General features: G+C 66.3%; 13 protein-coding genes and 2 tRNA genes. 8 read left to right on the top strand and 7 right to left on the bottom strand.

Annotated features, from left to right (window positions below; genetic code table 11):
- Nucleotides 1–60: 60 nt before the first annotated feature.
- Nucleotides 61–134, bottom strand: a tRNA-Pro gene (locus ACW2Q0_RS10700).
- Between the two features lie 44 nt (nt 135–178).
- A tRNA-Gly gene (locus ACW2Q0_RS10695) sits at nt 179–252 on the bottom strand.
- Between the two features lie 526 nt (nt 253–778).
- Here ACW2Q0_RS10695 and ACW2Q0_RS10690 point away from each other — a divergent pair.
- On the top strand, nt 779–1,732 hold the full coding sequence (locus ACW2Q0_RS10690; protein WP_457188716.1) for a diguanylate cyclase domain-containing protein: 954 nt from the start codon (nt 779–781) through the stop codon (nt 1,730–1,732).
- Nucleotides 1,733–2,014: 282 nt separating this feature from the next.
- Here ACW2Q0_RS10690 and ACW2Q0_RS10685 read toward each other — a convergent pair whose 3' ends face one another.
- Nucleotides 2,015–2,467, bottom strand: coding sequence for a MarR family winged helix-turn-helix transcriptional regulator (locus tag ACW2Q0_RS10685; protein ID WP_457188714.1), 453 nt, complete (start codon nt 2,465–2,467; stop codon nt 2,015–2,017).
- A gap of 204 nt (nt 2,468–2,671) precedes the next feature.
- Between ACW2Q0_RS10685 and ACW2Q0_RS10680 the strand changes: the two genes are divergently transcribed.
- Complete coding sequence (locus tag ACW2Q0_RS10680) at nt 2,672–4,129, top strand: aldehyde dehydrogenase family protein (RefSeq protein ID WP_457188712.1); 1,458 nt, start codon at nt 2,672–2,674, stop codon at nt 4,127–4,129.
- A gap of 258 nt (nt 4,130–4,387) precedes the next feature.
- The gene (locus ACW2Q0_RS10675; protein ID WP_457188710.1) at nt 4,388–5,485 is read left to right on the top strand and encodes an NAD(P)-dependent alcohol dehydrogenase; all 1,098 of its coding nucleotides are present in this window, start codon (nt 4,388–4,390) and stop codon (nt 5,483–5,485) included.
- A gap of 46 nt (nt 5,486–5,531) precedes the next feature.
- Here the strand turns inward: ACW2Q0_RS10675 and ACW2Q0_RS10670 are convergent, their stop codons facing one another.
- Both ACW2Q0_RS10670 and ACW2Q0_RS10665 read right to left on the bottom strand, forming a co-directional pair.
- On the bottom strand, nt 5,532–6,347 hold the full coding sequence (locus tag ACW2Q0_RS10670; RefSeq protein ID WP_457188708.1) for an Fpg/Nei family DNA glycosylase: 816 nt from the start codon (nt 6,345–6,347) through the stop codon (nt 5,532–5,534).
- A 72-nt stretch (nt 6,348–6,419) separates the two neighbouring features.
- Nucleotides 6,420–6,893: a ribose-5-phosphate isomerase gene (locus ACW2Q0_RS10665; protein WP_457188706.1), complete on the bottom strand. Its 474-nt coding sequence runs from the start codon at nt 6,891–6,893 to the stop codon at nt 6,420–6,422.
- Nucleotides 6,894–7,043: 150 nt separating this feature from the next.
- Here ACW2Q0_RS10665 and ACW2Q0_RS10660 point away from each other — a divergent pair, with 150 nt between their 5' ends.
- Nucleotides 7,044–8,183 (top strand): M48 family metalloprotease, encoded by a 1,140-nt coding sequence (locus ACW2Q0_RS10660; protein WP_457188704.1) that lies wholly within the window; start codon nt 7,044–7,046, stop codon nt 8,181–8,183.
- A gap of 1 nt (nt 8,184) precedes the next feature.
- On the opposite strand, the gene ACW2Q0_RS10655 is transcribed toward ACW2Q0_RS10660, so the two are convergent.
- Nucleotides 8,185–8,829, bottom strand: coding sequence for a mycothiol-dependent nitroreductase Rv2466c family protein (locus ACW2Q0_RS10655; RefSeq protein WP_457188702.1), 645 nt, complete (start codon nt 8,827–8,829; stop codon nt 8,185–8,187).
- Nucleotides 8,830–9,008: 179 nt separating this feature from the next.
- Here ACW2Q0_RS10655 and ACW2Q0_RS10650 point away from each other — a divergent pair, with 179 nt between their 5' ends.
- From ACW2Q0_RS10650 to ACW2Q0_RS10635, 4 genes are all read left to right on the top strand, one after another.
- Nucleotides 9,009–10,256: an NAD(P)/FAD-dependent oxidoreductase gene (locus ACW2Q0_RS10650; protein ID WP_457188700.1), complete on the top strand. Its 1,248-nt coding sequence runs from the start codon at nt 9,009–9,011 to the stop codon at nt 10,254–10,256.
- 97 nt (nt 10,257–10,353) lie between these two features.
- On the top strand, nt 10,354–10,755 hold the full coding sequence (locus ACW2Q0_RS10645) for a YciI family protein (RefSeq protein WP_457188698.1): 402 nt from the start codon (nt 10,354–10,356) through the stop codon (nt 10,753–10,755).
- A 5-nt stretch (nt 10,756–10,760) separates the two neighbouring features.
- Complete coding sequence (locus ACW2Q0_RS10640; protein ID WP_457188696.1) at nt 10,761–11,975, top strand: RNA polymerase sigma factor; 1,215 nt, start codon at nt 10,761–10,763, stop codon at nt 11,973–11,975.
- A gap of 291 nt (nt 11,976–12,266) precedes the next feature.
- Nucleotides 12,267–12,743 (top strand): NUDIX domain-containing protein, encoded by a 477-nt coding sequence (locus tag ACW2Q0_RS10635; protein ID WP_457188881.1) that lies wholly within the window; start codon nt 12,267–12,269, stop codon nt 12,741–12,743.
- A gap of 22 nt (nt 12,744–12,765) precedes the next feature.
- Here the strand turns inward: ACW2Q0_RS10635 and ACW2Q0_RS10630 are convergent, their stop codons facing one another.
- Nucleotides 12,766–13,620 (bottom strand): phosphoribosylaminoimidazolesuccinocarboxamide synthase, encoded by an 855-nt coding sequence (locus ACW2Q0_RS10630; protein WP_457188694.1) that lies wholly within the window; start codon nt 13,618–13,620, stop codon nt 12,766–12,768.
- Between the last annotated feature and the right edge of the window lie 72 nt (nt 13,621–13,692).

Below are 13,692 nucleotides of genomic sequence, written 5' to 3'. Positions count from 1 at the left end.
TCGAGAGTCGAATCCCAGCCGGTCGGCGAGGCTGAAAGGGCCTCCGACCCGCCGATGCTGTCGGGGTGACAGGATTTGAACCTGCGACCCTCCGCTCCCAAAGCGGATGCGCTACCAAGCTGCGCTACACCCCGTGACCTCGCGGCGAAAGATGGTGCCGACGAGGATGAATCCTGCGTGGAGCGGGTGACGGGAATCGAACCCGCACCATCAGCTTGGAAGGCTGAGGTTCTACCATTGAACTACACCCGCAGGCATACGACATCTGATGGGATCGCCACGATGTCGTGTGCGAACCGACTGTACCGAATCGGGCGTCGGAAACGCCAATCAGCCCCCCATCGAACCGCTCAGCGGGTCCGTTGCCACGCGGACGCGGCCGCAACCTCGCCCGCAAGCGGTAGCTGACTGCCATCACTCATCGCGCCGAGCTACTGGAGCAGCCGCAAAGCCGCCCGTTTCGGCGGGCTGTCGGCGTGTCGGTCCGCGACTTCCCGGCGAACAACATTGATATGTAACGCCGGTGGGGCGGCAGCGATGTCCTACCCGATCGCTATTCGCGAGGTACCGATAACTCGTTATAAAACGGCGTTTTTCAGTGCCGAGTGGCTTGCTAGGATCCTTTTTGCCGGACGGGGGTATCTGGAAAGGGGGCGGTGAGCGTGCACCAAGCGAGGTGGACACAACCGCATAGCAGTGGGAACGATTGGGGTGGCGTCGGCACCTGCGCGGGAACAGGGCACCCGGACACCGACATCACCCGCGGCGGGTGAGGACGATGTCTGCGGGTACCGAGGCACGCGTAACGAAGATGGCGGGCGATTGGGCGCGCGCGGTCTGCGCGGAACCGGGATCACACGCGTCACCACAACAGTTGCAGCCGGTCTTGGCCGAGATCATCGAGCGACTGCTCTGGCTGGCGAGGTCCGAGCCCTTTCCGGTGCCCGCGGCACGGATGTTGGGCGCGCGATTGGTCGAGGCGCCGTTCGAGCGGACCAGAATGCTGGCCCAGGCCACCCGCTGGCTGCTCGGCTTCCCGGCGGGGGCGCCCGGCTCGCTGGTCGCCACCCGCTGGCCGCTGGTCGCCAGTCACGCCATCGAAAGCTATGCCCAGGCACTGCAGGAGCGGGCGCTGGCCCAACAGGAGCAACACATTTCGGCCGCGGTGTCGTTGCGGGTGCAGGAGATCGCCGCCCTGCAGCATCGGCTGCGGCACGAGGCCACACACGACGCGCTCACCGATCTGGCCAACCGGACGCTGCTGCAGGACAAGGTGCGGCTGATGACTGCCGATCCGAACCGCGGCGTCGGCCTACTACTGATCGATCTGGATCGGTTCAAGCAGATCAACGACAACTACGGACATGCCGTCGGCGACGAGGTACTCGTCGAACTGGCCCGCAGGCTGCGTGAGATCTGCCCGCCGGATACGGTCATCTGCCGCTACGGCGGTGACGAATTCGTACTCGCCACCAACCCGCTGCACAACACCCTCAGCGAGATCGCGCATCGGATCGTGGCAGCACTGCGGGATCCGGTGTGGTCGACGGCCGGGCCGGTGCCGGTTTCGGCCAGCGTCGGCACCGTCTACTGTCCGCCGGGCGACTCCTGCGATTTCACCGATCTGCTGCGTCGCGCCGATCGCGCTATGTATTCGGCGAAGACCGCGGGTGGGCGCCGCTTCGCCCTCGCCGACTCCGATCAACCCGAAATCAAGGCCGTCGCAGGCTGATCCGGCGCCGGCCCGCCAGCCACTGCATACCGCATCGGTGCGCGGGCGACCATAGGACCGGTCCGGTCGGCTGGGGCGGTGTGGATCATCGGCAGCAGCGGTGTGATGCCGACGCCACCGACGACGGACCGGTAGCGCTGCGCGTCCCGCAACGCGAAGCTGTTGCGGGGACCTCGGATTCGTAGCCTTCGCCTACTGTCGGCCGGTCGGTGAGTGTTGTCGAACGCCGCCAGCAGCACTAGTGCGCGCGAGGACCGACGACTTGGTCATCGCCGCGGCTGGTCAGGACAGCGCATGCCAGGCTCGGCTCAATGCCGAGCGGAAATCGTCGGCCTGCTCGGCCGTCATACCGCGGATCATCTGCTGTTCCACCGCGTCGACCTCCTCGGCGACGTCGGTCAACAACCGCCGCCCCGCCGGGGTGAGGTGGATCAGCAGTTCGCGCCGATTGCGTGAGTTGCGTTCGCGCGCAATGAGTCCGCGACTCTCCAGGGCGCGGACCACATCAGCGACGGACTGTGCCGTGACGAAGGAGGCCCGCGCAAGTTGCGCGGCCGGTAAGCCGTCGTGCCGCTCGAGCACCGTCATCGCGGTGTACTGCATCGTGGTGATCCCGACCGGGCGCAGCACCTCGTCCAGGCGTGCCCGCACCGCCAACTCGACCCGTTTCACCGCGTACAGCAGCGAGGTGTGGCTGCGCGGCGGACGGCTTGCGGACGGCTTCGCCTCCGACATCGTTATCAGCCCTCTCCTCACCTGTGTCGTCGCGGGCGTCGAACCGGATGTGCGACGAATCGAGAATAGACCGTTGACAGGAATCCTGTCAGTCGTGGATAGTGGCCAACATCACTAAATTAATCAGGTTTCCTGTTGATGAGAGCGAGCGTCAGACGCGTCTCGGCTATCCGGTCGAAATCGTCGGGGCGGGACCGAGGAAGTATGGGCACGAACGATAGTCACATCGACGGACAGCTGTTCATCGACGGTAAATGGCGCGATTCCGCGTCGGGTGGCCGCCGCCAGGTGGTGGACCCGTCGACCGGCCGGGTCATCGGTACGGTCGCCGACGCCGACCGCACCGATGTCGACGACGCAGTCACCGCCGCGCGCGCGGCGTTCACCGGTGCCGAATGGGCCGGTCGCACTGGCCGGGAACGAGCGCGCATACTGCTCCGGATCGCCGACCTCGTGCGCGAGAACGCCGACGATTTGGTTCGGCTGGAAAGTCTCGACGTGGGCAAGCCGGTCACCCTGTGCCGAGCGGTGGATGTCTCGACGACCGTCGAACAGTACGAGTACTGCGCTGCGCTCGCGCAGACCATCGACGGCGCCACCCGTCGCACGCCGCTGCCCGCATTCGCCTACACTCGCCGCGATCCGATTGGTGTGGTCGCCGCCATTACGCCGTTCAACTTTCCCCTGATCCTGTCGAGCTCGAAGATCGCGCCCGCACTCGCCGCGGGCAATGTCGTCATTCACAAGCCCGCCGACGAAACACCGCTCAGCGCACTGTTCATGGCGACGCTGTTCGAAAAGGCCGGAGTGCCATCGGGTGTGGTCAATGTGATCACCGGCCCCGGACCGGTCGTGGGTGCGGCGCTGCTCGAACATCCCGGCGTGGACAAAATCGCGTTCACCGGATCCACCGAGATCGGTCGGTACGCCGCGAGCACGGCAGGTGCGGCGCTGAAGCCGGTGACCATGGAACTCGGCGGCAATGCCGCACACATCGTGTTCGCCGACGCCGATATCGACAAGGCCATCGCCGCGATCATCAAGGGTTTCGTCGTCAATACCGGGCAGTTCTGTATGGGCGGTCCCCGGCTGCTGGTTGCTCGGCCGCTCTACGACACTGTTGTCGGCATCCTCGGCGAGGCCGTCGCGAACGTACCTGTCGGTGATCCTCGCGATCCGGCGACCGTGGTAGGACCGATGGCCGCGGAGCGGCATATCGCGAAAGTCGAGGAATATGTCGCGCTGGCTCGCCGGGACGGCGGCCGGGTGGTGTGCGGTGGTGCCCGCCTGGATCTGGACGGCGGTTATTACTACCAGCCCACCGTCATCGCGGACCTCGCCGATCACTCCCGAGTGGTGCAAGAGGAGATCTTCGGACCGGTGCTCACGGTGCAGGCATTCGATACCGAGGACGATGCGATCGCGCTGGCCAACGGTACCCGCTACGGACTCGCATCCGGCCTGCACACCACCGATCTCGCCCGCGCGCACCGCGTCGCCGACAAATTGCAGGCCGGAATCGTCTGGGTCAACGACTGGGCCCTGCTCGACCCGGCAATACCGTTCGGCGGTGTCAAGAATTCCGGCTTCGGACGCGAATACGGACCCGAGGCCCTCACGTCCTACACCAAGGTCAAATCCGTTGTCATAGCCCTCGATTGAGCCGATCACCCGCCAGAAATCTCAGTGACGATGCCAGGCCGCGACTGGGACTGCGCTGACGTTGCGGGGCTTGGTGTCGAAGGGCTGGTTGTCACGCAACAGCGCCCACGTCGACCAGACGCCGGGCCGACGTCAGAAGGGCCCGGTTGGCAGCCATTGCCTCGCGAGTCACGACAGCTGCAACCAATCATCAGCCAACCCTCGCCCTGGGCAACCAGGGCGCCAACCCCAGACACCGACAAACTTAGGGAACCGATCATGACCACCACCCGGGCCGCCGTCGTCGAATCCGGCGGTGCGCCGTTCACCCTCGCCGAGATCGAACTCGATGAACCACGACAGCACGAGGCGATCGTGCGCATGGTCGCGGCCGGTGTGTGCCACACCGACCTCGGTGTCGCCAGTGGCGGGCTGCCGTTTCCGCTCCCGGGTGTCCTCGGTCACGAAGGTGCGGGCATCGTCGAACGCGTCGGATCCGAAGTCACCGGTATCGTCCCCGGTGATCACGTACTGCTGTCGTTCACTTCGTGCGGAGCGTGTGCGAACTGTCGCGACGGGCACCCGGCCTATTGCGCAACCTGGTTGCCGCTCAACCTGATCGGCGGTGCGCGAGCCGATAACAGCCACACCATCACTCGCGACCACACACCCTTGGGCGGGCACTTTTTCGGGCAGTCGTCATTCAGTCGGCTCGCGCTCGTCGACGAGCGCAGCATGATCGTCGTCGACCCGGACGTGCCACTGGAATCGATTGCCCCGCTCGGGTGCGGAGTCCAGACCGGTGTCGGCGCGATCTGGAACGTCGTACAGCCTCGTCCGGGATCGAGCATTGTCGTACTCGGTGCGGGCGCGGTCGGATTGTCCGCGATCATGGCGGCCACGCTGTCACCGGCCACGACGATCATCGCCGTCGACAGGGTCGCCGAACGCCTCGAGCTGGCCTGGGAACTCGGCGCCACGCACGTAATCGACACGACGACGAGCGATATCGCGGCGGCGACCGCCGAGATCACCGGGGGTGCCGACGCTGTCGTGGAAACCACCGGGAATACCGCCGTACTGCGCACCGGCGCGGATGTTCTCGCCGCCCGCGGCACGCTGGTAATCGTCGGCGCACCACCGTTCGGTGCCGAGGTAGCGCTCGACGTCAACGCCATGCTGCCGGGCCGCAAGGTCGTCGGACTCACCCTCGGCGATAGCGAAACCCAGACCGTCATACCGGCTTTGGTATCGCTGGTACGCAGCGGGCGACTCTCGATCGACAAGCTGATCACCCGGTACCCGTTCGACGAGATCGGACGAGCCGTAACGGATATGACCTCGGGCAAGGCCATCAAACCCGTCCTCATCTTCTGACAGATGGTGCACCGCTACCTCCGGTAGCGGCTCGGTCACGGCGGGTTCAGTTGGCCTGACAGGTGTGGCACCAGAAGAGGTTTCGGCCCTCCAGCACACTGTGCGCGACGGGTGTGCCGCAGAGACGGCAGGGCGCACCGGGCCGACGGTAGACGTAGGTGCGTGGGCGATCGGGGGCGTAGGACGGTTCGCCATGGTCGTGTTCGGGGCGGACGACGACCATCTTGCCGACCCGCACGCCCACCCGCATCAGCGCGACCAGATCGGTCCACATCGCGTCCCATTCGGCGGCGGTCAGCGCGGTACCCGGTCGCTGTGGCGAAATGCCGTGCCGGAACAGCAGTTCCGCGCGGTACACATTGCCGACACCGGCGAGCACCCGCTGATCCATCAGCAGGCCGCCGATCGGCCTGCGCGAGCGATGAATTCGCCGCCAGGCCCGATCGGGATCGGCGCCACGCCGCAGCGGATCCGGGCCGAGCCGTTCGGTCAGCGCCGTCACCTCGGCGTGGGTGTACACCTCGCAGGCCGTCGGACCGCGTAAATCGGTGCCGTACCGGCGGTCATCGGCCGACGCGTCACCGACGATCCGCATTCGCACCTGACCGACCGGCTCACCCATCGGCAGCGGTACCTCGGTGAATACCCCGTACAGCCCGAGGTGCACGTGGACGACCAGACCCGACTCGTAGTGGTGCAGTAGGTGTTTGCCCCACGCTTCGGCGCGCGTCAGCACCTGTCCGTCGACGCGCGCGGCACCGGAGGTGAACTTACCCTGCGGACTGCAGACACGCACCACTCCCCCGGCGAAGCGTCGTTGATGCAGCCGCGCGAGCCGGTGCAGCGTATGGCCCTCAGGCATCGCAGGTCGAGATCCTCTCCGGCCCGCTGGCTCGCCGTGGCCTGCGAGACAGCGGATTTCCAGTGGTGTGCGTCAGTAGGCCGGAACCGCCGGGGGCACACCGGTCTTCTCGTACTCGGCCAAGATGTCGATGCGGCGCTGGTGGCGCGGCTCCTCGGACCATTTGGTCGAGATGAACGCGTCCACGATCGCCAGCGCCTCCTCGGTGGAGTGCATGCGGCCGCCGATGCCGATCAGCTGGGCGTTGTTGTGCTCACGGGCCAGCTGGGCGGTCTCCACACTCCAGGCCAGGGCGCAGCGGGCGCCGGGCACCTTGTTCGCGGCGATCTGCTCACCGTTGCCGCTGCCGCCGAAGACCAGGCCGAGACTGCCCGGGTCGGCGACGGTGCGGCGAGCCGCCTCGATGCAGAAGGCCGGGTAGTCGTCTTGTGCGTCGTATTCGAGGGCCCCGCAGTCGACGACCTCGTGGCCCGCCTGCTCCAGATGGGCCTTGACGTGATTCTTCAGTTCGAAACCGGCATGGTCGGCACCCAGGTATACGCGCATGGCAGCGATTGTGTCAGGCGGGTTTCGCGATGCCACGAGAGGGCCGCGCCGCCACCATTAACACCGTCAGCCCGCACGGCGAATCGACTGATGTGCCACCCACCCGACGGCCCCGAACCTCGTCCCCGGCAAATGAATAGAGTTCATCGCATGCAGCCGCACGACTCCCAGCCGCCCCAGTGGGCGGGCGGACCCGCCGATCCCTATCCCGCTCTGGGCGGATGGGCGCAGGCTCGGAACGCGAACGCCGCACCGAATGAAGCATCCGGGTATCCGTCGTCGCCGCACCCGGCGGCGCCGTATCCCGGAATCCCCACGTCCCAGTACACACCCGCGCCATACGGATACGGCGTCGCCCCGGTCCCGCCGGGTACACCCGCGCAGCGACAACCGCGCGGCCTGTCCCCCTATGGCATGCCGGCACGGCACCCATGGGAGATTCCACTGCTGGTCGTTGTCTGTGTGATCACCACGCTCGCGATGCTGATCGCGATCGCGGCGTGCATCGATCTGGTCCTGGATCGCAAACTGCCGAGCATTTACCTGATCATCCTGGTCTTCGCGCCGATCGTGGTCTGGTTCCTGCGCGGTATGAACTACGCGGCCATGCGGGTCAACGGCGTCAAGATGTCACCGACCCAATTTCCGGAGGGCTATCAGCTGGTGGTCGAGGCGGCGGCCCGATTCGGGATGGCCAAGGTGCCCGACGCCTATGTCGTGCTGGGTAATGGCCAGATCAATGCCTTCGCCTCCGGTCACGGGTTCCGCCGCTTTGTCGCGGTGTACAGCGATCTGTTCGAAATCGGTGGCGCCGCACGCGAACCCGACGCTCTCGCGTTCATCATCGGCCATGAGGTCGGACATATCGCGGCCGGGCACACCTCGTACTGGCGCCAGCTCGGCATGTTCGTGGCGCCGTCACTGCCGATCATCGGTAGCTCGCTGATCCGGTCCCAGGAGTACACCGCCGACAATCACGGCTACTGCAACCGACATGTCGGCGCACCGGGCGCCATGGGCACCCTCGCCGCGGGCAAGTACCTGAACAAACTGGTCGGGTTCGACGAGATGGCCGACCGGGCCGCGGTCGAGAAGGGTTTTTTCGTCTGGATCAGCAATGCCATGTCGTCGCATCCGGTGCTGACCTGGCGGATGTGGGCCCTACGCGACCGCAGCAGGCACGGCAAGCTGTTCCTGCGGCCGAGCCGACCGGCCGGTGCGCCACCGGCCGGTCCGTACCCGAGCAGCTACGGCGAGGTTCCGGCGTTGCCGCCGAAACCCGTGCCGTAGGTCAGTCGAAGGCCGGGTCCTCGGTCCTGGTCCGCTTCAGTTCGTAGAAGTGCGGGTAGTCGGCCAGCGTGACCGCCGCGTCCCACAGCTTCCCGGCCTGCTCGCCGCGCGGGATCCGCGACAGCACCGGACCGAAGAAAGCCTTGCCGTTGATGTGGATGGTCGGGGTGCCGACATCCGGACCGACCTGGTCCATGCCCGCGTGATGGCTCTTGCGTAACGCCTCGTCGAATTCGGTGCTCTCGGCGGCCGCGGCGAGTTCGGCGGGCAGGCCGACCTCGGCGAGCGAATCCGCCATCACCGCGACGAGGGATTCCTTGCGGGTGTCGCGCGCGTACTCCTCACGACGGTTGTGGATGCGGGTGCCCATCGCGGTGTAGAGCGGCGAGAGCACCTTGTCGCCGTGCTCCTGCGCGGCCGCGATGGCGACCCGAACCGGACCCCAGCCGGTCGCGATCAACTCCTCGTACTGCGGGGGCAGTCCTTCCTTGCCCTCGTTCAGCACCGACAGGCTCATCACGTGGAAACGGGCCTCGATATCGCGGACCTGCTCGACCTCGAGGATCCAGCGAGAGGTGATCCAACACCAGGGGCACAGCGGGTCGAACCAGAAATCGGCAACGTTCTTCGTGGTCGTCTCGCTCACAGACCTGTTCCTCTCATCGCACGCACGTATCGCGCGGATTCACCGCGTCACTATTCGTGGCCAACCACACGGGCGTGCGATTCGTTCCCGGACCGGACACCGATTTTCCGGAAAGGCGGCCTCGGGTCCCAGTAGGGTGACACGCAGGCGTCCGGTTCTCTCCCGAAAAGGAGTCCGTCATGACCTCCGATCAGCATTTCGTCATCGTCGGCGGCGGGCTGGCCGCGGCCAAAGTGGCGCAAGCACTGCGCAACAACGATTTCGCCGGAACAGTGACGCTGATCAGCGCCGAGGATTATCTGCCCTATGACCGACCACCGCTGTCCAAGCAGCATCTGGCCGGTAAGAAATCGCTCGAGGAATTCACCGTCGAGCCAGGCCAGTGGTACCGCGATCACCATATCGACGTCCGGCTCGGCACCGAGGTCGGCGCGATCGATCCGAGCGCGAAAACCGTGACGCTGCCGGATGGTTCGACGCTCGGCTACGACAAGCTCGCACTCGCGACCGGATCCACCCCGCGCCGTCTGCCGATCCCGGGCATGGACGCGCGCGAGGTTTACACGCTGCGCACCATCGGCGATTCCGACAGCCTGATCACTCTGTTCGGCTCGGCCCGGCGGCTGGTCATCATCGGGGCGGGCTGGATCGGACTCGAGGTGGCCTCTGCCGCCCGCGCCGCCGACGTAGCGGTCACCATTGTCGAATCCGCCGAACTGCCGCTGTTGGCGGCGCTGGGCCCCGAGATGGGGCAGGTCTTCGCGGATCTACACCGCGACCACGGCGTCGACCTGCGATTCAGCGCGCAGGTCGAAGCGATCACGACTCAGCAGGCCGGGTCGATCACCACTCATCATGGAGAGTCGGATCTGGCGACCGGTGTCCGTCTCACCGACGGCACTGTGATCGAGGGCGATGCGGTACTCGTCGCGATCGGCGCGCGGCCGAATATCGAGCTGGCCGTGAACGCGGGGCTGGCGACCGACGGTGGCGTCCTAGTCGACGCGAGCCTGGTCACCAGTGACCCGAATATCGTGGCGGTGGGCGATATCGCCGACGCGCAGCATCCGCGGCTCGGGCGCCGAATTCGGGTGGAGCACTGGGCGAATGCGCTCAATCAGCCCGCGGTCGCGGCGCAGACCATGCTCGGTAAGTCGGCCTCCTACGACCGCCTGCCGTACTTCTTTACCGACCAATACGACCTGGGCATGGAGTACACCGGATTCGCCGCGCCCGGCGAGTACGCGCGAGTGGTGGTGCGCGGCGCTGTGGACAAGCGCCAGTTCGTCGCATTCTGGCTCGATGCCGATAACCGGGTCTTGGCGGGAATGAATGTGAACATCTGGGATGTGACCGATCGGATCAAGGAGTTGATCGGCCAGCAGGTCGATCCGCAACGGCTCGCCGATACCTCCACGCCGCTGTGATGCGGATCACAATCGAATATGTGTCGAATCGACGTTGCCGACTCCGACCTCATCGCGAGCGCGCCACCGGGGCGTGCCGCAGGCTAGGAGACCGGATATGAAATACATGCTGCTCAAGACCTATAGCCCCGCCGCCAACTGCGACATCCCGATCACCGAATGGACGCCGGAGGAGATCCAGGCGCATATCGACTTCCAGCGGGCGCTCGGCGCGGAGCTGGCTAGATCCGGTGAGCTGGTGGACGCGCAGGGCCTGGCGGGGCCGGACGAGGCACGGCTGGTCAGTTCGGACGGGCGCGACGCGCCGGTGATCACCGATGGGCCGTTCCCGGAGACCAAGGAGTTCCTGGCCGGATATTGGATTGTCGATGTGGAAAATCCGGAGCGTGCGCTGGAGATCGCCGCACAGGCTTCGGCGGCCCCCGGACCGGGCGGTAAGCCGATCGGTGAGTACATCGAGGTGCGCGCGGTGATGGGTGCTCCGGCGACCGAACAATAGGCGTCATGCGCGAACCGACCATCGAGGACCTGTTGCGTGAGCTGACGCCACAGGTCCTCGGCACATTGACCCGCCGATTCGGCGATTTCGACGCCGCCGAGGACGCCCTGCAGGAGGCGATGCTGGCGGCGGCGACCCGATGGCCCGCCGACGGGCCGCCGGACAATCCGCGTGCCTGGCTGATCCAGGTCGCACAGCGGCGGATGGCCGATGCGGTGCGCGCCGAAGTGGCTCGACGGCGCAGGGAAACAACGGTTTTCGAGCGCGAAGTGCCCGACGCGGGAGCCATCGACCGCGACGATACCCTCGCCATGTTCTTCCTCTGCTGCCATCCGGCACTATCGTCCGCGAGCGCCATCGCCCTCACACTGCGCGCGGTCGGCGGTCTCGGCACCGCGGAGATCGCCAGCGCCTTCCTCCTGCCGGAAGCAACCATGGCACAACGGATTACACGCGCGAAGAAGAAACTGGCCACCCTCGACCGCCCATTCGCCCGGCCCGGTGATGCGCAATGGCATGAGCGACTCGGCGCGGTACTGCGTGTGCTGTACCTGATCTTCAACGAGGGACACACCACCACCGCCGGACCCGACCTACAGCGCACCGACCTCTCCAACGAAGCGATCCGGCTGACCAGGTCGATCCACCGGCTACTTCCCGACGACACCGAGGTCACCGGGCTGCTCGCGCTCATGGTGCTCACCGACTCCCGCCGAGCCGCCCGCACCGGCGCACACGGTGAACTGATCCCCCTCGCCGAACAGAACCGCGGACTGTGGGACCGCGACCTGATCACCGAGGGCATCACCTTGACGACCAGCACCCTCGCCTCGGGTCTCACCGGCCCCTATCAAATCCAGGCCGCAATCGCCGTTCTACACGCGCAGGCGCTGCGCGCCGAGGACACCGACTGGCGTCGAATCCTGGCCCTCTACAACATATTCGAGCGCATCTCGAAGAACCCGATGATCACCCTGAACCGTGCCGTCGCCACGGCCATGGTGTACGGCCCCGCCGCCGGCCTCGACCTCGCCAACAGCCTCGAAGACCAACTAGCAGGAAACCACCGCCTCGACGCCGTCCGCGGCCACTTATACGAAATGGCACGTGAATTTCCCATAGCCATCACCTGCTACACCCGTGCCGCCAGCCACACCACCAGCCTCCCCGAACGCGACTACCTGACGCTGCGCGCCGCCCTGCTCCGCCACCACCGCTGACCCAGCAGACACGGTCCGGCACACTGCCAGGTAAGCCGAATGCGGCCAGACCAGCATCCCTGATGAGAATCCAGGCTTGGCTCTCGATGTCGCTGGACGGATTCCGGAGCCGTGGTGATGGGGCGGCGGCCGTTCGGGTTGCTACGCGCGCCGACCCGGGCCGTCCACGCCCGAGGGCGTGTTCATCCCTGGATGAAGTGGATACCCGACGCCGCGGCCGTCCACCCGTCTTGGCTGGATCCGCCGTGTCTTGTGCGCGCCGGGGTGGCGGGAGACGGCAGACTGCATGGTGTGGCAGGCAAATTCAGTGCTGGGATTCTGTTGTTCCGCCGGACCTCCGGTGCGGTCGAGGTGCTGATCGGGCATATGGGTGGGCCGTTCTGGACGCGCAAGGATGCGGGGGCCTGGTCGATTCCGAAGGGTGAGTACGAGCCGATGCGCGAGAGTGCCGAGGTGGCCGCGGTGCGCGAGTTCCTCGAGGAACTCGGGCTGCCGGTCCCCGAGGGCGAGTGGGTGCCGTTGGGCGAAGTGCGCTACGGCAGCGGCAAATCCACCAAGAACCTCATCGTCTGGGCCGTCGAGGGCGATCTGGACCCAGCCGCGGTGGTCCCCGGCACCTTCGAAATGGAATGGCCGCCCAAATCCGGCCGCCTCGCCACCTTCCCCGAAATCGACCGCGCCGAATGGTTCGACCTGCCCACCGCCCGCGAAAAGCTCGGCACCGGCCAACGCCCCTACCTCGACCGACTGGCTGAACACGTCGCCTGACCGGTCCTACACACGCGGGCGATCAATCCGCGCACCGCACGTCAGCGCGCACACCACTCCAGGCCTGCCCGGTAATCAGCTCATACGCCTCCATGTACTTCTGGCGCGTGGCTGCGACGATCTCAGCGGGGATCTCCGGCCCGGGGTACTCCTTGTTCCAGCCGGTAGAGGTGGACCAGTCACGGACGAACTGTTTGTCGAAGGAGCGCTGGGAGTGGCCGGGTTCCCATTCGGCGGCGGGCCAGAAGCGGGAGGAGTCGGAGGTCAACACCTCGTCACCGAGGGTGAGTGTGTCACCGTCCCAACCGAATTCGACCTTGGTGTCGGCGACGATGACGCCGCGGTCGGCGGCGTGCGCGGCACCTCGGGTATAGATCTGGAGAGTCAGGTCGCGCAGCCGCTCGGCGACCTCGCGGCCCTCCTGGTTCACCACATCCGCGAAGGTGATGGGCTCGTCGTGGCCCTCGGACGCCTTGCTGGTCGGGGTGAAGATCGGCGCGGGCAGCTTGTCGCCATCGCGCAGACCGGGCGGCAGTGCGACGCCGGAAACGGTCCCGGTGCGCTCGTATTCCTTCAGCCCGGACCCGGTCAGATAGCCGCGCGCGATGCATTCGACCTGCAGCATTTTCAGCGGCTTGACGCGGATGCCGCGACCGGCGAATTCCGCGGGGACCTCGGTCGCGGAGACCACGTGGTTGGGCACGTCGCTGAAGTATTCGAACCACCAGTTCGACAGCTGGGTCAGCAGTGCGCCCTTATCCGGGATCGGCGTGGGCAGCACCACGTCGTAGACCGATACCCGGTCCGACGCCACGAGCAGCAGAGTGTCGCCGTCCTGGTAGAGGTCGCGCACCTTTCCGGCGTGGATGTGCTTCACGTCGCAGCTCCGATCCTGGTCGATAGGGTTTATGGGAAAAAGTCCCACGCGGGCAACCTTACCGAGGTGGCA

The organism is Nocardia citri (assembly GCF_054065835.1).
The sequence above is the reverse complement of the archived record's forward strand: the minus strand, read 5'-3'. Positions and strand labels throughout refer to the sequence as shown.